A 17,663-nucleotide genomic window follows, 5' to 3' on the forward strand; every position below is an offset into this window, starting at 1 on the left:
AAATAACGAGGAAATGTTTATGACAATTGTGCGCATTGATGCCGAAGCACGCTGGTCTGATGTGGTCATCCATAACCAGACGCTCTACTACACCGGTGTACCGGAAAATCTCGACGCAGATGCCTTCGAACAGACGGCGAATACGCTGGCGCAGATTGACGCCGTGCTGGAAAAGCAAGGCAGCGACAAATCACGCATTCTGGATGCGACCATTTTTCTTGCCAGTAAAGACGATTTTGCGGCGATGAATAAAGCCTGGGATGCCTGGGTTGTGGCGGGACATGCGCCCGTACGGTGTACCGTACAGGCGACGCTGATGAAGCCGGAATACAAAGTCGAAATTAAGATTATCGCGGCGGTTTAAGCCGGATTACTCCTCTTCATCATCCTCAAAACGCGCCACGATCCGCTCGCCGGTGTGGGTGGCGCGAAGTTCATTAGCAACTTGCGTGATCGCCTGTCCGCTGCTCATCCCCTGGGACATCAGTTCCTGAATACGCTCAACCGCTTTCTGCTGCTGGTCATGGCTCAGAGAAGGTAAACCTGCAAACATTGTCAACTCCTGCTAAATTATCCGCGCTAATTATTTCACGCTGCCCGGTAGTATGCCACACATGAACCCGTTACCCCCTACAGTCATTTCATTACCCTGGCGTTCAGACGCCGCGGAATTCTGGTTTGCCCGCCTCAGCCATCTTCCTTTTGCGATGTTGCTGCACTCCGGATATGCGGATCATCCCTACAGCCGCTTTGATATTCTGGTTGCCGACCCTCTGCAGACCCTGATAACACAAGGGAATGTGACTACGACGGGCGAAACGCAGTCAACGGACGATCCGCTGTCATTACTTCAGCAGGCGCTGGACGCGCTGGGCTTAACCGTTCCGCAAAATCCCGACCTTCCCTTCCAGGGGGGTGCGCTGGGCTTGTTCGGCTATGATTTAGGTCGCCGCTTCGAAACCTTGCCGGAGACTGCGCAGGACGACATTCCGCTGCCGGATATGGCGGTGGGGCTTTATGACTGGGCAATAATCGTCGATCACCACAAGCAGGCGGTCTCTCTGCTCAGCCATCAGGATGTGTCCGCCCGGCTTGCCTGGCTTGAGGCACAGGTCCCCGTCGCAACAGCGGATTTCCACCTGACCTCTGCGTGGCGCGCCAACATGACCGCGCGGGAGTACGCCGCGAAGTTTGAGCGGGTTCAGGGCTATCTGCAGAGCGGTGATTGCTATCAGGTCAACCTTGCCCAGCGTTTTCAGGCAACCTGTGAAGGCGATGAGTGGCAGGCATTTACCCGCCTCAACGCCAGTAACCGGGCACCGTTCAGTGCATTTCTGCGCCTGGAACAGGGCGCTATCCTGAGCCTCTCGCCCGAGCGTTTTATTCATCTTGCCGATGGCACTATTCAGACGCGACCGATTAAAGGCACGCTTCCCCGGCTGGCCGATCCTGTTGCCGACCGCCAGCAGGCGGAAAAACTGGCGGCCTCGTTAAAAGATCGCGCTGAAAACCTGATGATTGTCGACCTCATGCGTAACGACATTGGCCGGGTCGCTGTACCGGGAAGCGTGCGTGTCCCTGAACTGTTTGTCGTTGAGCCGTTCCCCGCGGTGCATCACCTGGTCAGCACCATTACCGCGCAACTGCCCGCCTCGCGCACGGCCTGCGATCTGCTTCGCGCCGCGTTCCCGGGGGGCTCGATAACCGGCGCGCCTAAAGTGCGGGCAATGGAAATAATCGATGAGCTGGAACCGCATCGTCGAAACGCCTGGTGCGGCAGCATTGGCTATATCAGTCTCTGCGGTACGCTGGATACCAGCATCACCATTCGAACGCTGACCGCCTGTAACGGGAATCTGTACTGTTCCGCAGGGGGCGGAATTGTTGCTGATAGCCAGGTCGATGCGGAATATCAGGAAACCTTTGATAAAGTTAACCGTATCCTGAAACAACTGGAGTAATGACGGGTGGAAAAAGAGAACCTGACGCTGGATGATTTTCTGTCGCGCTTTCAGCTTTTGCGGCCCAACGTGAGCCGCGAAGCCCTCAATCAACGTCAGGCAGCGGTGTTGATCCCGGTGGTCCGTCGTGAGCAGCCGGGTCTGCTGCTCACCCAGCGTTCGCCACATTTACGTAAGCACGCCGGTCAGGTCGCCTTTCCGGGCGGTGCCGTGGACAGTTCTGACGCCTCGCTGATTGCCGCCGCGCTGCGCGAAGCCCAGGAAGAGGTCGCCATTCCGCCTGAAGCGGTTGAGATCATTGGCGTGCTGCCGCCGGTCGACAGCGTGACCGGTTTTCAGGTCACACCGGTGGTCGGCATTATCCCGCCGGATCTGCAATATCACGCCAGCGTCGATGAAGTGTCTGCGGTGTTTGAGATGCCGCTGGAAGAGGCCCTTCGGCTCGGGCGTTATCATCCGCTGGATATCCAGCGTCGGGGTCATGCGCACCGGGTGTGGTTGTCCTGGTATCAGCATTATTTTGTCTGGGGCATGACGGCGGGCATCATTCGTGAACTGGCGCTGCAAATCGGCCTGAAGCCTTGACTATACTTTACATTCCACCCTCTTCTGCAAGGTTTGCGATCGGCGTCGCGCTATTAGCAAAACCATCGTTAACCATTAGTTTAATTCATGTGAATAGTTAAGCCGAGGTCGGTCTTCCCTCTTACACTATGCGCAGTTATAACATCGTTACTGGAACCCCGGTAACCCTGTCAGGAGTGTGAAAGTGATTAGTATATTCGACATGTTCAAAGTGGGAATTGGCCCTTCGTCTTCCCATACTGTTGGCCCGATGAAGGCCGGTAAACAGTTCGTCGATGATCTGGTCGAAAAAGGATTACTGGAAAGCGTTACCCGTGTCGCCGTGGATGTTTACGGCTCATTGTCATTAACGGGTAAAGGCCACCACACCGATATCGCCATTATTATGGGTCTGGCGGGCAATATGCCGGATACCGTAGATATTGATGCCATTCCGGCATTTATCCGCGACGTGGAAACGCGCGGCCGCCTGCTGTTGGCAAACGGTCAGCATGAAGTGGATTTCCCGCATGATGACGGCATGCGTTTTCGTAGCGATAACCTCTCCCTGCATGAAAACGGTATGCAGATCCACGCCTTTAACGGCGACAAAGTGATCTACAGCAAAACCTATTACTCCATTGGCGGTGGTTTTATCGTTGATGAGGAACACTTCGGCAAAGATACAACGGGTGATGTGAACGTACCTTACCCGTTCAAGTCCGCCAAAGAGATGCTGGACTACTGCCATGAAACCGGTCTGTCACTTTCCGGCATGGTGATGCAGAACGAACTGGCGCTGCACAGCAAAAAAGAGATTGAAGACTATTTTGCGAACGTGTGGCAAACCATGCAGGCCTGTATCGATCGCGGCATGAACACCGAAGGCGTACTGCCTGGGCCACTGCGCGTACCGCGTCGCGCCTCTGCGCTGCGCCGTATGCTGGTCACCACAGACAAATTCTCTAACGACCCGATGAACGTGGTCGACTGGGTGAACATGTTTGCGCTGGCGGTGAACGAAGAAAACGCCGCGGGTGGCCGGGTGGTGACTGCACCAACGAACGGCGCGTGCGGTATCGTTCCGGCGGTACTGGCCTACTACGATCACTTTATTGAACCCGTAACGCCTGATATCTACATTCGCTACTTCCTGGCAGCAGGGGCGATTGGTGCGCTGTACAAGATGAATGCGTCTATCTCTGGCGCTGAAGTGGGCTGTCAGGGTGAAGTGGGCGTGGCCTGTTCTATGGCCGCGGCCGGTCTTGCAGAGCTGCTGGGCGCCAGCCCGGAGCAGGTCTGTGTGGCGGCTGAAATCGGTATGGAACATAACCTCGGTCTCACCTGTGATCCGGTTGCGGGTCAGGTGCAGGTACCGTGCATTGAACGTAACGCTATCGCGTCGGTAAAAGCGATCAACGCCACGCGTATGGCCATGCGCCGTACCAGCGAGCCACGCGTTTCGCTGGACAAGGTTATCGAGACCATGTACGAAACCGGTAAAGACATGAACGCCAAATATCGTGAGACCTCCCGCGGCGGTCTGGCGATAAAGGTGCAGTGCGACTAACCGTTTCGCCTCAACGCCTCTCTCGCCCATCTTCCACGGATGGGCGAATTTTTATCCCTTTCTCGTCGACTTAATATTTCCCCACTACACTTGCTGTGTTGCCTCGGCTTTTGGTGCTGAAGGCGTATTGGGCGGCCTCCCATGCAAACAGCACAGAGGATCATAAAAAAGTATCGCCGAAAACGCGTCATCGTCTGCGTGATGGTTGCGCTTCTTACGCTCATCATTACGCTGGGTATACGCTTTATTTCACAGCGTAACGTAAATCAGCAAAACACCCTGAACTTTGCGGCGCACTCCGTCAACGTGCTGGATAACGTCTTATTGCCGCTGGAAAAAGGGCGCAACCCGCTGCTGGCACTGGTCGGAGCGCCCTGCTCTCAGGCGCATTTAGTGTTACGAAAACAGGCGGCCTCACTGCAAACGGTGCGCTCAATTGCACTGGTCAAAGACGGTATCCTTTACTGTTCAAGTATTTTCGGCAATCGCGACGTCCCGTTGCGAGAGATTCAGCCTGCCCTGCCCTCCGCCGAAACAAAGCTGGTGCTCTCCACCGACAAATCCTTGCTTAAGGGAAGCCCGATCCTGATTCAGTGGTATCCGGTTTCTGATAGCGGAGAAGATGGTGTGATGCAGATTGTGAATATCGATCTCATCACTCGCCTGATGCTGGAGCCACAGCGCCCGCTTATCACCGACGTGGCCCTGACCGTAGGGGATAAATACCTGCGCTACGGTGAAAATGTCTCCGACTCGCTGACAATAAACGATGATGAGAGGGTTCTGCGCCAGCAATCCAGCCATTTCCCGTTCACCATTACCGTCAGTGGCCCGGGAGCCAGCGAGCTGGCGTTGATATATTTGCCCTCTCAGCTGCCGCTGGCGCTGATGCTCAGTCTCCTGATGGGTTACGTCGCCTGGCTTGCGACCGCGAACCGCATGAGTTTTACCTGGGAAATTAACCTTGGCCTGGCCGCGCGTGAATTTGAGCTGTTTTGCCAGCCGCTGCTGAATGCCCGCACGCAGAAATGCGTGGGGGTGGAGATCCTGCTGCGCTGGAACAACCCCCGTCAGGGATGGATCTCCCCGGACGTTTTTATTCCGCTCGCCGAAGAGCACAACCTGATTATCCCTCTCACACGTTACGTCATTAACGAGACGGTGAGTCAGATTGGCTATTTTCCGGCAACGCCCGGCTTCCACATTGGCATCAACGCCGCCGCCAGCCATTTCCGGCATGGAACGCTCATTCAGGACCTGAACCGCTACTGGTTCAGTGCGCACCCCAGCCAGCAGCTGATTGTGGAGCTGACGGAGCGTGACGCGCTGCAGGACGTGGATTATCGCATTGTAAGAGAGCTACACCGTCAGGGCGTGAAGCTGGCCATTGATGATTTTGGCACCGGCAATAGCTCACTCTCGTGGCTGGAAAAGCTGCATCCGGACGTGCTGAAAATTGATAAGTCCTTTACCAGCGCTATCGGCACTGATGCCGTGAACTCCACGGTGACGGACATCATCATTGCGCTCGGACAACGGCTTAGCATTGAGCTGGTGGCTGAAGGGGTAGAAACGCCCGAGCAGGCGCGGTATTTGCGTCATCACGGGGTAGAGGTACTGCAGGGATTTTTGTTTGCGCAGCCTATGCCGCTGAGGGAATTTCCGCAATGGCTGGCGGAGAGTTCGTCTCCGCCAGCACCGCGTAACGGGCATATCGTTCCGCTGATGCCGTTACGCTAGGCTCAGTTACTCTTCTTCGTCGTGGGCCGACTGCTCTTTAACAATGCGCACCATATCGACGCGATAGTCATTCGCTTCGATTATCGTGATCTGCAGCGGAGGCAGTTCAATGATATCGCCGGTCCGCGGGATTTGTCCGTTAACGGCAATAACCAGCCCAGCCACGGTCGCAATGTCCTCTTCATCGTTGATGATGTTTTCCAGACCCAGCGTGTGCTGTAGCGCGTGCAGATCGGTGGTGCCTTTCACCAGCCAGCCGTCACCGTCGGAGACAATTTCCGGGGTTTCATCCGCATCCGGGAATTCACCGGCAATGGCTTCAAGCACGTCGAGCGGCGTCACCAGACCCTGCACCACACCAAATTCATTGGTGACGATAACAAAGCTACCGCGTGCGCGGCGCAGGACGCCAAGCAGGTTGATAGGATCCAGCGTTTCCGGCACCACAATCGCCGGTGATGCGGCGGCGACGGCTTCGACGTTAATCCCTTCTTCCAGCGCCACCAGCATCTCTTTCGCACGCACCACGCCGATGATCTCGTCCAGTTCACCCCGGCATACCGGGAACAGGCTATGCGGTGAAGAGAGCAACTGCTGGCGAATCTCATTAACGCTCAGGCGGGAATCGACCCAGCTGATTTCACCGCGCGGGGTCATAATGCCGCGCAACGAGCGGGAGGCCAGGGAGAGCACGCCGTTAATCATATAGCGCTCTTCTTCCACAAATGCCCCTTCCGGGACGGGAACCGGGTTACGGCTTTCATTGTCATTCTGCACGTTGACCTGACGGCGACCGCCCATCAGACGCAGAATCGCATCAGCCGTACGCGCACGCAGCGGCTGGGTAGACTGCTGCTTGATAAAGTTATGTCGTGCAATCTGGTTAAACAGCTCGATGAGGATCGAGAAGCCAATGGCTGCGTACAGGTAGCCTTTTGGTATATGGAAGCCAAAACCTTCCGCCACCAGGCTCAGACCAATCATCAGCAGGAAGCTAAGGCAGAGCACCACGACCGTCGGATGCTGATTCACAAAGCGCGTCAGTGGCTTAGACGCCAGCAGCATCACCGCCATCGCGATAACCACCGCAGCCATCATCACCGGGAGGTGGTTCACCATGCCGACAGCCGTGATCACCGCATCCAGCGAGAAGACCGCATCAAGCACCACGATCTGCAGTACCACGACCCAAAAGCTGGCATAGCCTTTACCGTGTCCATCATCGTGCTGGCGATTTTCCAGCCGCTCGTGAAGCTCTGTCGTTGCTTTGAAAAGCAGGAATATCCCCCCGAGCAGCATGATCAAATCACGGCCGGAGAAAGTGAAATCCATGACGGAAAAAAGCGGCTTCGTCAGCGTAACCATCCACGAGATCACGGACAGCAGTGCCAGACGCATGACCAGAGCCAGAGAGAGGCCGATCAGACGCGCTTTATCACGTTGTTTTGGCGGCAGTTTGTCCGCAAGGATGGCAATAAACACCAGGTTATCAATGCCGAGAACAATCTCAAGCACGACCAGCGTGAGCAATCCCACCCAGATTGACGGGTCCATTAAGAATTCCATGAAACGCTCCTGCTAACGGAATGACCAAACGGTGCCCCACTCAACGTGGGCAAAACAGAGGCAGACAGAGTCGATACGTGGCGAGGATCGCCGGTGAAACAGGCGCGGAATGGCCTGGAGGATGACTGACGTCGGTGACGGTCCATATAGTGGGCTGTAGCCCTATACTCCTGAACAATTAAACGGAGGCTAAACATATCAGAGACAATGCGTTTTTAGCAAAGATTTACGTTCCTTTGCAAAGATCTGTAACACAGCTGCTTTACCTTACAGATAATTCTGTAACCCATAGCTAAATTACGGATCTTCATCACATAAATTATTTTTTCACTATCTAAAATAATTCGCGGAAGTCTTAGTTTTTTAACTCTAACCCTTTTCTGAATCGATTCGGTTGGCCAGATACGATTCACAGTGCGACTGCCTGGCAGGCGTATTAATGATAATAAAAGGAGGTAGCAAGTGACCATTGCTATTGTCATAGGCACACATGGTTGGGCTGCAGAGCAGTTACTCAAAACAGCAGAGATGCTGTTGGGTGAGCAGGAAAACGTCGGCTGGATCGATTTCGTTCCCGGTGAAAACGCTGAAACGCTGATTGAGAAGTACACTGCTCAACTGCAGAAACTGGATACCAGCAAAGGCGTGCTGTTTCTCGTTGATACATGGGGAGGCAGTCCGTTCAATGCTGCCAGCCGCATTGTCGTCGATAAAGAGCATTATGAAGTTGTCGCCGGGGTGAATATCCCCATGTTGGTGGAAACCTTCATGGCACGCGACGACAATCCGAGTTTTGATGAACTGGTCGCTCTGGCAGTTGAAACCGGTCGCGAAGGCGTGAAAGCGCTGAAAGCACAACCGGCTGAGAAGCCTGCTCCAGTGGCCGCGGCGCCAAAAGCCGCAGCCCCAGCGAAGCCCATGGGCCCGAATGATTACATGGTGATCGGCCTTGCCCGTATCGATGACCGTTTAATCCACGGCCAGGTGGCAACGCGCTGGACCAAAGAGACCAACGTTCGACGCATTATTGTCGTCAGCGACGAAGTTGCTGCTGATACCGTACGTAAAACCCTTCTGACACAGGTTGCTCCTCCTGGCGTTACCGCGCACGTGGTGGATGTCGCCAAAATGATCCGCGTTTATAACAACCCGAAATATGCGGGCGAGCGCGTGATGCTGCTGTTCACAAACCCGACAGACGTTGAACGCCTGGTTGAAGGCGGCGTGAAAATTACCTCCGTAAACATTGGTGGTATGGCATTCCGTCAGGGCAAAACGCAGGTCAACAACGCCATTTCAGTCGATGCGAAAGATATCGAGGCATTCAACAAGCTGAATGCACGCGGTATCGAACTGGAAGCCCGTAAGGTTTCCACGGATCAGAAACTGAAAATGATGGATCTGATCGGTAAAGTTGGGAAATAAGCCCGCGCCGGTTTTTCACATAAAGCTTATGTAATAGGAGAAGTACAATGGAGATTACCACTCTTCAGATTGTGCTGGTGTTCATCGTCGCGTGTATTGCGGGTATGGAATCCGTACTTGATGAATTTCAGTTCCACCGCCCTCTGGTGGCCTGTACGTTGATTGGTGCCGTTCTGGGTGATATGAAAACCGGGATCATCATCGGTGGTACCCTGGAAATGATTGCCCTGGGCTGGATGAACATCGGTGCGGCAGTTGCGCCTGATGCCGCGCTGGCGTCCATCATTTCTACGGTTCTGGTTATTGCCGGTCACCAGAGTATCGGTGCAGGTATTGCCCTGGCCATCCCGCTGGCAGCAGCAGGTCAGGTACTGACCATCATCGTGCGTACTATCACCGTGGCTTTCCAGCACGCGGCGGATAAGGCGGCCGAAAATGGCAACCTGACGGCGCTCTCCTGGATCCACGTATCGTCCCTGTTCCTGCAGGCGATGCGTATCGCGATCCCGGCCGTTATCGTTGCGATCTCCGTCGGTACCAGTGAAGTACAGAGCATGCTGAACGCCATTCCAGAAGTGGTCACCGGCGGTCTGAACATCGCAGGCGGTATGATTGTGGTGGTTGGTTATGCGATGGTTATCAATATGATGCGCGCAGGCTACCTGATGCCGTTCTTCTACCTCGGCTTCGTTACTGCTGCGTTCACCAACTTCAACCTGGTTGCGCTGGGTGTGATTGGTGCAGTGATGGCGATTCTCTACATCCAGCTCAGCCCGAAATATAACCGCGTTGCGGGTGCCCCAGCGCAGGCTGCTGGTAATAACGATCTCGATAACGAACTGGACTAGCAGGTGAGCGAAATGGTTGATATGACAAAAACTACCACCGAGAAAAAACTCACTCCGGGTGATATTCGTGGCGTGTTCATCCGTTCTAACCTGTTTCAGGGTTCATGGAACTTCGAACGTATGCAGGCGCTGGGCTTCTGTTTCTCCATGGTACCGGCTATCAAACGCCTGTATCCGGAAAACAACGAAGCGCGCCGTCAGGCGATTAAGCGTCACCTGGAATTCTTTAACACCCATCCTTATGTGGCGGCTCCGGTTCTGGGCGTGACGTTGGCGATGGAAGAGCAGCGTGCAAACGGCGCAGAGATTGACGATGGTGCCATCAACGGTATCAAAGTCGGTCTGATGGGCCCGCTGGCCGGCGTCGGTGACCCAATCTTCTGGGGTACCGTGCGTCCGGTCTTCGCGGCGCTGGGTGCTGGTATCGCCATGAGCGGAAGCCTGCTTGGGCCACTGCTGTTCTTCATCCTGTTCAACGCGGTGCGTCTGCTGACCCGTTACTACGGTGTGGCTTACGGTTACCGTAAAGGGGTGGACATCGTTAAGGATATGGGCGGCGGCTTCCTGCAGAAACTGACTGAGGGGGCGTCAATCCTCGGCCTGTTTGTCATGGGGGCACTGGTTAACAAGTGGACGCACGTGAACATCCCGCTGGTGGTGTCCACCATCACCGGTCAGGATGGTCAGACCCGTGTTACCACCGTGCAGACGATTCTGGACCAGCTGATGCCGGGTCTGGTACCGCTGCTGCTGACCTTCGCCTGTATGTGGCTGCTGCGTAAGAAAGTTAACCCGCTGTGGATCATTGTTGGCTTCTTCGTCATCGGTATCGCGGGCTACGCTGTCGGTCTGCTGGGCCTGTAAGACATCACGTAATACGCCGGGGGCTTGCCCCCGGTTTTTTTATCTGGAGGATGAATGACTGTCACGGACATCGTACTGGTTTTGTTTATTGTGGCCCTTCTGGCATATGCGATCTATGACGAGTTCATCATGCCCCGCCGCCACGGCGAAACGCTGCTCTCCCTGCCCCTTCTGCGACGCGGCCGCGTGGATGCGTTTATCTTCGCCGGTCTCATCGTCATTCTTATATACAACAACGTGACCGGTCATGGTGCAATATTAACCACATGGTTATTATGTGCGCTGGCATTAATGGCGATTTATCTGTTCTGGATCCGTGTTCCGAAAATCATTTTTAAAAGCCGCGGGTTTTTCTTCGCCAATGTATGGATAGAATATAACCGTATTAAAGAGATGAATTTATCGGAAGATGGTGTACTGGTGATGCAATTAGAGCAACGCCGGCTGCTTATTCGGGTCAAGAATATTGACGACCTGGAAAGAATATACAAACTTATGCTTAAAACTCAGTAAGTTAACCACATAGCTTTGGCTATATTCTGCGTTTATTTTGCGCACCTGATATAGCCAAAGCTATATTCCATTCTGTCATTTCTCTTATATTTATTAACGTTATTTTCACGCATAAATCTAAATGAAAATCGTTATCAACACCTTGACGAAATAATGCCGTTTCATTGTTGTTTTATATTCTCAAAATATGTTAAGGTTGCGCCCGTCGTTGGGGAGTAGCTGATTTCCTGTTCGCAGGAAATGTACGTGTCAACATACTCGTTGAAAAACGTGGCACGTACGGACCGTTTGCCGCACAGATTTGTGCAAGGCGGTCAGGCGAGACCATAGATACATCAACTGCTGTTTACTGGGGGCAGTGATGTGTCATATGGATATCCCCCGGTCTGGACGCTTTAATGAATATCTCCGCAACCCTTCTTCTTGCTTTCGGTATGTCCATGGACGCTTTTGCCGCTTCCATCGGTAAAGGTGCCTCGCTGCACAAACCCAAATTCTCTGAAGCGCTACGCACAGGCCTTATCTTTGGTGCTATCGAAACGCTGACACCGCTCATCGGCTGGGGTCTTGGTATGCTGGCAAGCCAGTTCATACTGGAGTGGAACCACTGGATCGCTTTCGTGCTGCTCGTATTTCTGGGGGGGCGAATGGTGATTGAAGGTTTTCGCGGCAATGGCGATGAGGAAGACGAGCCGCAGCACCGCCACGGTTTCTGGCTGCTGGTGACCACCGCCATCGCCACCAGTCTCGACGCCATGGCCGTCGGTGTGGGCCTGGCATTCCTGCAGGTCAATATTATTGCGACCGCGCTGGCCATTGGTTGTGCCACGCTGATTATGTCGACGCTGGGAATGATGGTTGGCCGGTTTATTGGCCCCCTGCTGGGCAAACGCGCCGAGATCCTGGGCGGTATCGTGCTGATTGGCATTGGTGCCCAGATCCTCTGGGCACACTTCGCCGGTTAATCTTCGCGCTGCCAGCAGTGGATACTGAAATCCGTCTGGCAGCGAAACGTTGTTTGCTTCGCTAAGGTTTCCCACACGTCCGGTTTCGCCCGCCATGCAAATGGCGTCATCTGCAACAACGCTACAGCTTCTTCCCCTGCCAGGTTCATCTCGTAGGCCAGCGTCTGCTCCTGCTTCAGCGTAAAGCCCGCCAGTTGCTCAGAATGTGGCGCATGCAGCCGAACCTCATCATAGATAAGCCCTTTAAGCTCCATCAGATGTCGGGGACCTGGCGTGACGGTAATGACCCATCCGCCCGGTTTGATAACGCGTGCCAGCTCCTGCGCCTTACAGGGCGCATAGATGCGGATAACCGCATCCATGCTGGCATCGTCAAACGGCAGCCGGTGGCTCGATGCCACGCAGAACGTCACGCCGGAGTAGCGTTTTGCCGCCGCGCGGATAGCCACTTTGGAAACATCCAGACCAAATGTCTGCGCGCCCTTCTCTTGTGCAACCTCAGCAAACCGCGCGGTGTAATACCCTTCCCCGCAGCCAATATCCAGCACGCCTGCTGCACTGTCAGTCAGATTATCTTCCAGCAATTGCGCGACGGCCTCTCTGAGTTGCTGATAGTGCCCGGCGTCGAGAAATGCCCGGCGTGCCTGCATCATCTCAGCACTGTCACCCGGATCGCGCGAGCGCTTATGCTGCACCGGCAGAAGATTCACGTAGCCTTCTTTCGCCATATCAAACTGATGTCCCTGCGGACAGGCATAACTTTTTTCTGATCGCGTCAGACGCGCGTGGCAAAGGGGACAACTGAAGGACATGGCAACTCCGGGGCGTAAATCAAAGGGCGAAGTGTACCGCTATTCGCCCCGGTATAAAACGCCTGGGTTAACGCATGACGATAAGGTGCGAGGAATCAGGCGCCAGACCATCGGGTTTGACGTTCTCAAGACGCAATACGTTACCCATAATCTCGCTGAATACCGGTGCGGAGACGGCGCCGCCATAGTACGCCCCGTTTTGAGGATCGTTAATCACGACCACCAGCGCAAAACGCGGATCGCTGGCAGGCGCGACGCCCGCGGTATAGGCGACATATTTATCGACATATTTGCCGCTGTCATCGATTTTCTTCGCCGTACCGGTTTTCACCGCCACACGGTAATCACGCACCGCAGCCTTAACGCCGCCCCCGCCCGGCAGCGCAACGCTCTCCATCATATGCTCGACCTGATGAGCAATCTCTTCCGGCATGACTCTGTGCCCGATAACGGGCGGATCGATACGGGTAATTGAGAGGGGTCGTTCCAGCCCGAAGCCGCCGATGGTGGCATAGACGTGCGCCAGCTGGAGGGGGGTGACCATCAGACCATAGCCAAAGGCGAAGGTCGCCCTGTCGAGCTGGCTCCAGTATTTACGCTGGGGTAACAGACCGGCGCTCTCGCCGGTTAAGCCAAGCCCGGTGTTTGTACCAAAACCAAAGTTCCGGTAGGTATCAATCAGGTGCTGAACAGGCATCGCCAGCGAGAGGCGAGATACGCCGGTGTCGCTCGATTTTTGCAGGATCCCGGTCATCGAGAGTTCAGGGTAGTAACCCACATCCCGAATGCGGTGCCCGTCAAGCATATACGGATGGGTGTCAATGACGCTGTCAGGCTGCACCAGCCCCTGTTGCAATGCCGTCATCAGCACAAGCGGCTTCACGGTTGAACCTGGCTCGAACGTATCGCTGATGGCACGGTTACGAAAATCGTCTATTGTCGCGCCCTGGCGGTTATTGGGGTTGAAATCCGGATAGCTCGCCATCGCGAGGATTTCACCGGTGGGGATATTAATGAGCACTGATGCCCCCGACTCCGCCTTGTTCCAGGCCACTGCGTTATCTAGCGCATCTTCGGTGATGGTTTGCAGGCGCTCATCAATACTGAGCTGAATATTGTGCGCAGGCACCGGCGCGACTTCCGTCAGATTCTCCACCACGCGACCGTAACGGTCTTCTCTGACCTGGCGGACGCCCGGCTTGCCTGTTAGCTGGGTGTTGAAACTTTTCTCCACCCCCTCAATACCCTGACCGTCAATATTGGTGAAACCAATCAGGTTTGCCGCCACATGCCCGGCAGGATAAAAACGGCGTGATTCATCGCGTAAATTGATACCCGGCAAATTCAGCTTATCGATCCATTTTGCCTGAGCAGGATCCACCTGCCGGGCAAGGTAGATGAACCTCCCCTGTGGATTCGCGTTTATCCGTGATGACAGGGTGTTCAGGGAGAGATGTAACGCATTCGCCAGCGCCTGCCAGCGATCGTCAAAGCCCACGCCCCCTTTTGCCAGCACCGTTTTTGGGTCGGCCCACACGGCCCTGACCGGGACACTGACCGCCAGCGGCCGGCCCTCACGATCCATGATCATTCCGCGGGGAGCATCAATCGGCAGTTCGCGCAGCGATCGCATATCCTCCTGCTTGACCAGGTTGTCAGGTTTAATAATTTGCAGCCAGGCAACGCGGCCCAGCAAAAACGCCAGACTGCAAAAAATGGCTAAACAGAGCAGCGCAAAACGCGCCGGCGTGAAATTGCCGGCGGTCGTTATCATTTTCTTCTTCACCTGAACCCCAGGACTGTTAAACAACGCCCTGATTTAACGGGAAAAGACGGCCAGAGGGAGGGAAAACAGTGCTACTAACCTCGTAGCTTTGCAACAAGTTACTAACAAGAGCGGGGATGGTAATATTTTGAAAGATAAGGCACATAAAAAAGCCCCGCTATATGCGAGGCTTTATGTCTGAGAGTGAAGTACTACGTGCTTCAGTCAGCAGTGGTTCGATCAGATAGCAGTTACGTTAACTGCAGCTGGGCCTTTCTGGCCGTCCTGAATTTCGAACTCAACGTTCTGGCCTTCAGCCAGAGTTTTGAAGCCGTTACCCTGGATTGCAGAGAAGTGTACGAACACGTCTTTGCTGCCGTCAGCAGGAGTAATGAAACCAAAACCTTTAGACTCGTTGAACCACTTAACTTGACCTTTAATCTTTGCCATTTGCAAAATTCCTTAGAGTGTTTTCTTAGCCCGCAGGCATTACTGAGATAAAACTGAGACATTACTGCATGAGGCACTAATATAAGGTTCGGCAGAGAAGCGGTATTCAACGACAACGTGTTTACTCAGGACTTCTTTACTGAAAATGCCACACATAAACAGAACTGTACCTCGTTTGACCCAAAACGTGTTATCACACACTATGTTTAATATGGCAAGCCATTTTTAAACATGTCTCGATCCGCCGCACAAATTCGAACTGTGCCGGTATGCTTTTGCACAATTATGCGCATGACATATGGACAGCCCTGCTCACTTACACAGACTCGCCGTTGCTTTCACAACCGCTGTTATCTAAGACTTTTTTAACATAGCTCAATCATTCCAGTGCGTCCAGCAACCCGCTAAGAAAAACCCCTACATTGATTGAGTTAGAACAATTTGTGAAAACTTATGCTTAAATCATTGTAACGCCCCTGTATTGTTACAGTAGAAATACAATGTTAATCCTTCACGCTAAACTGTATTAAAAAGCACCAGCTAATAAAGAATGTTATGCACCAAAATAATGAAATTTTTATGACTCTGCATCAAAACAAGGCAAGCAAAACGTTTCGATAAAAATAAAACATTCTTTAGACCTTAGACATACAGAATATATGCAACAATCCAGCGCTTCGTTTATAAGGATAAATATTCACCAATTTTCAGTATCCTGAAGGAATTATTAACCGGTGCTAAATTATCGAGGACTGCAGTTAACTCTCGCACGGGGTCATCAAGCGATTCATCAGCCAGTTCAAACACGCCCCAGTGAATGGGAAACGCCAGTGGGCATCCCAACTGTTGCCACAACGCAACGGCAGATTGCGGATCCATATGATGTACGGCCATGAACCACCGTGGTGCATAAGCGCCAACGGGCAACGCCGCGGCGTCAATTTTACCCAGCCTTTCCGGTATCCGCAGCAGTTCAGGTGAATAGCCCGTGTCGCCGCTGAACCAGAAACGATGATGCCGCCCTTCAAACACCCAGCCACACCACAGGGAGCGATTGCGGTTCCAGAGCGTGCGCATACTCCAGTGCTGCGCCGGTACGGCGGACAGCGTTATCCCCTGCCAGGTGAAACTCTGCCACCAGTCGAGCTCAACAATGCGTCTTGCCCCCCGGCGGCGAAACCAGTCTCCCAGACCTAAGGGAACAAACAGAGTGACGTCGGGGAAGCGTTTAAGGATCCGGCGAATGGTCGCGTCATCCAGATGATCGTAATGATTATGGGAAATAACCACTGCATCGAGCTGCTGGAGCTGTTCGACAGACAGAGCGGGAGGCGTTTTACGTTGTGGTCCGAGGAAAGGTAAGGGAGAGGCGCGGCGAGAAAAAACGGGGTCGGTCAGCAGGGTGTTACCATCAATGTGCAACAACAGGCTTGCGTGTCCGAGCCACCATACCCCATTTCCCTGCGGCTGCTTAAGCGTTGCCGGCTGCCACCACTGGCGGATAAAGTCCTCATATCCGTTTGCCGGGGGGCGGGGTAAGCCAGCTTCATTGCGCGCTTTTCGCCAGCGATCAACGTCACCGGGCTGATGCCCGACGGGGTCAGTATTACGAAAACCGTTCGGTGTGTGATGTTTCAGGGAGGGGTCATACCAGGGATTTTTCCAGACCACAGCCACCTCCCGGATAAGACAAATTAACGCTCAGCCACCAGGCGGATAAAGTCATCCTGCTCAGTGTTGTCTTCAGCAACCGCGTCTTTCGCCGACGCTTTCTCTTCTGGTTCGTTAGCCTCGCACAGACGACGTAACAGCGCATTCTGACGTTTTTGTTGGTCAAGCAGCGCTTCCAGCAGTTCGATCTGCTCGTTTGTACGGGAACTGGCACGGTTTACGAAAAACCAAATGACAAGCCCCACCAGCAGAACAACCAACGAGATCATCAGGGATGCCATATTTAGCAGCCCTGAATTCAGTAACTCACCCATTTCACCACCTCAATAAAAACGTCTATCTTACCACTGGTGCGAAGGAAGGAAATCACCTTGAGAAAAAATGCGTGTTACCACGGAATAAACTTATTGATTGCGCAAACGCCGCTAAAAAACTGTACATCCTGATCGCACATCACATTGATAGTCTGCGTCCACAACACCACACAGGCTACCAGCACAATAATCAGAATCACCCAGCGTATTTTTTTCACTCCACACTCCGTCTAAAGGCCCGATATAACCAGGTTATCACGGCTATCTTAAACAAGGACTAACTGTACCGCCATCTGGTCGTTTTCAGAATCATGCACTTGTTTCATAGAGTAAACCGTTTAGGCTTACTGCATGACAACAAAGATAAAGAGGCAATGATGCATTTAATCATTCGTACAATTATTGCACTGGCCGTAGTATGGGTTGGCCTTCTGTTAACCGGCTATGGCGTGCTTGTGGGAAGCACCGAAAACGCCGCTGGATTAGGGATTCAATGCAAATACATGACCGCGCAGGGCATGAGCACGGCACAATATATTCATTCAGACAGCGGGATCATTGGTTTAACCAACTGCCCGGTTCTGCGTAAAACATCCGTCGTCATTGATAACGGCTAATCACCCCGATTGATACTG

21 protein-coding genes and 1 riboswitch are annotated in these 17,663 nt (G+C 53.6%); of the genes, 11 read left to right on the forward strand and 10 right to left on the reverse strand.

Going from position 1 to position 17,663, the window contains the following annotated elements; genetic code table 11:
• Positions 1-19 precede the first annotated feature (19 nt).
• A complete protein-coding gene (locus BH714_RS09420) occupies positions 20-364 on the forward strand; it encodes a RidA family protein (RefSeq protein ID WP_014170591.1) in 345 nt (114 codons plus the stop codon).
• 6 nt (positions 365-370) lie between these two features.
• On the opposite strand, the gene BH714_RS09425 is transcribed toward BH714_RS09420, so the two are convergent.
• A complete protein-coding gene (locus BH714_RS09425) occupies positions 371-553 on the reverse strand; it encodes a YoaH family protein (protein WP_020883426.1) in 183 nt (60 codons plus the stop codon).
• A gap of 61 nt (positions 554-614) precedes the next feature.
• Here BH714_RS09425 and pabB point away from each other — a divergent pair, with 61 nt between their 5' ends.
• From pabB to BH714_RS09445, 4 genes are all read left to right on the forward strand, one after another.
• Positions 615-1,961 (forward strand): aminodeoxychorismate synthase component 1, encoded by a 1,347-nt coding sequence (pabB, locus tag BH714_RS09430; protein ID WP_040017765.1) that lies wholly within the window; start codon positions 615-617, stop codon positions 1,959-1,961.
• Between the two features lie 6 nt (positions 1,962-1,967).
• A complete protein-coding gene (locus tag BH714_RS09435) occupies positions 1,968-2,546 on the forward strand; it encodes a CoA pyrophosphatase (protein ID WP_014170594.1) in 579 nt (192 codons plus the stop codon).
• 184 nt (positions 2,547-2,730) lie between these two features.
• Complete coding sequence (gene sdaA / locus BH714_RS09440; protein ID WP_020883424.1) at positions 2,731-4,095, forward strand: L-serine ammonia-lyase; 1,365 nt, start codon at positions 2,731-2,733, stop codon at positions 4,093-4,095.
• Positions 4,096-4,236: 141 nt separating this feature from the next.
• The gene (locus tag BH714_RS09445) at positions 4,237-5,835 is read left to right on the forward strand and encodes an EAL domain-containing protein (RefSeq protein WP_040017766.1); all 1,599 of its coding nucleotides are present in this window, start codon (positions 4,237-4,239) and stop codon (positions 5,833-5,835) included.
• A gap of 6 nt (positions 5,836-5,841) precedes the next feature.
• Here the strand turns inward: BH714_RS09445 and yoaE are convergent, their stop codons facing one another.
• Positions 5,842-7,401 carry a CNNM family cation transport protein YoaE gene (gene yoaE / locus BH714_RS09450; protein WP_040017767.1) on the reverse strand — a complete coding sequence of 520 codons (1,560 nt, stop codon included), beginning with the start codon at positions 7,399-7,401 and terminating at the stop codon, positions 5,842-5,844.
• Positions 7,389-7,598: a protein YoaL gene (locus tag BH714_RS24495; RefSeq protein WP_071605456.1), complete on the reverse strand. Its 210-nt coding sequence runs from the start codon at positions 7,596-7,598 to the stop codon at positions 7,389-7,391. Before BH714_RS24495 ends, yoaE begins: the two co-directional genes overlap by 13 nt.
• A 265-nt stretch (positions 7,599-7,863) precedes the next feature.
• Between BH714_RS24495 and manX the strand changes: the two genes are divergently transcribed.
• From manX to mntP, 5 genes are all read left to right on the forward strand, one after another.
• Positions 7,864-8,826 (forward strand): PTS mannose transporter subunit IIAB, encoded by a 963-nt coding sequence (manX, locus tag BH714_RS09455; RefSeq protein WP_040017768.1) that lies wholly within the window; start codon positions 7,864-7,866, stop codon positions 8,824-8,826.
• Positions 8,827-8,873: 47 nt separating this feature from the next.
• Complete coding sequence (gene manY, locus BH714_RS09460) at positions 8,874-9,674, forward strand: PTS mannose transporter subunit IIC (RefSeq protein ID WP_014170599.1); 801 nt, start codon at positions 8,874-8,876, stop codon at positions 9,672-9,674.
• Positions 9,675-9,686: 12 nt separating this feature from the next.
• Positions 9,687-10,538 carry a PTS mannose transporter subunit IID gene (locus BH714_RS09465; RefSeq protein WP_006810994.1) on the forward strand — a complete coding sequence of 284 codons (852 nt, stop codon included), beginning with the start codon at positions 9,687-9,689 and terminating at the stop codon, positions 10,536-10,538.
• A 54-nt stretch (positions 10,539-10,592) separates the two neighbouring features.
• Entirely contained in the window at positions 10,593-11,051 is a 459-nt protein-coding gene (locus BH714_RS09470) for a DUF986 family protein (protein WP_014170600.1), read from the forward strand.
• A gap of 198 nt (positions 11,052-11,249) precedes the next feature.
• Positions 11,250-11,439: riboswitch (yybP-ykoY riboswitch) on the forward strand.
• Positions 11,440-11,449: 10 nt separating this feature from the next.
• Complete coding sequence (mntP, locus tag BH714_RS09475; RefSeq protein WP_014170601.1) at positions 11,450-12,016, forward strand: manganese efflux pump MntP; 567 nt, start codon at positions 11,450-11,452, stop codon at positions 12,014-12,016.
• Here mntP and rlmA read toward each other — a convergent pair.
• The 7 genes from rlmA to mgrB all read right to left on the reverse strand — a co-directional run bounded on the left by rlmA (position 12,013) and on the right by mgrB (position 17,246).
• Entirely contained in the window at positions 12,013-12,828 is an 816-nt protein-coding gene (rlmA, locus tag BH714_RS09480; protein ID WP_014170602.1) for a 23S rRNA (guanine(745)-N(1))-methyltransferase, read from the reverse strand. The genes mntP and rlmA overlap by 4 nt on opposite strands.
• Positions 12,829-12,895: 67 nt before the next feature.
• Positions 12,896-14,602, reverse strand: a complete 1,707-nt coding sequence (gene ftsI / locus BH714_RS09485; protein WP_072126430.1) for a peptidoglycan glycosyltransferase FtsI — start codon at positions 14,600-14,602, stop codon at positions 12,896-12,898.
• Positions 14,603-14,833: 231 nt separating this feature from the next.
• Positions 14,834-15,043: a transcription antiterminator/RNA stability regulator CspE gene (cspE, locus tag BH714_RS09490; protein ID WP_001062678.1), complete on the reverse strand. Its 210-nt coding sequence runs from the start codon at positions 15,041-15,043 to the stop codon at positions 14,834-14,836.
• A 39-nt stretch (positions 15,044-15,082) separates the two neighbouring features.
• Positions 15,083-15,199 (reverse strand): DUF2627 domain-containing protein, encoded by a 117-nt coding sequence (locus tag BH714_RS09495; RefSeq protein ID WP_032611517.1) that lies wholly within the window; start codon positions 15,197-15,199, stop codon positions 15,083-15,085.
• A 525-nt stretch (positions 15,200-15,724) separates the two neighbouring features.
• On the reverse strand, positions 15,725-16,714 hold the full coding sequence (locus BH714_RS09500) for an MBL fold metallo-hydrolase (RefSeq protein ID WP_040017771.1): 990 nt from the start codon (positions 16,712-16,714) through the stop codon (positions 15,725-15,727).
• A 23-nt stretch (positions 16,715-16,737) separates the two neighbouring features.
• Positions 16,738-17,028 carry a YebO family protein gene (locus BH714_RS09505; protein WP_020883419.1) on the reverse strand — a complete coding sequence of 97 codons (291 nt, stop codon included), beginning with the start codon at positions 17,026-17,028 and terminating at the stop codon, positions 16,738-16,740.
• Between the two features lie 74 nt (positions 17,029-17,102).
• On the reverse strand, positions 17,103-17,246 hold the full coding sequence (mgrB, locus tag BH714_RS09510) for a PhoP/PhoQ regulatory lipoprotein MgrB (protein WP_014170606.1): 144 nt from the start codon (positions 17,244-17,246) through the stop codon (positions 17,103-17,105).
• Positions 17,247-17,405: 159 nt separating this feature from the next.
• Here mgrB and BH714_RS09515 point away from each other — a divergent pair, with 159 nt between their 5' ends.
• Positions 17,406-17,645, forward strand: a complete 240-nt coding sequence (locus BH714_RS09515; protein ID WP_020883418.1) for a YobH family protein — start codon at positions 17,406-17,408, stop codon at positions 17,643-17,645.
• Positions 17,646-17,663: the final 18 nt, after the last annotated feature.

The sequence above is a fragment of the Enterobacter ludwigii genome, assembly GCF_001750725.1.
GTDB lineage: Bacteria > Pseudomonadota > Gammaproteobacteria > Enterobacterales > Enterobacteriaceae > Enterobacter > Enterobacter ludwigii.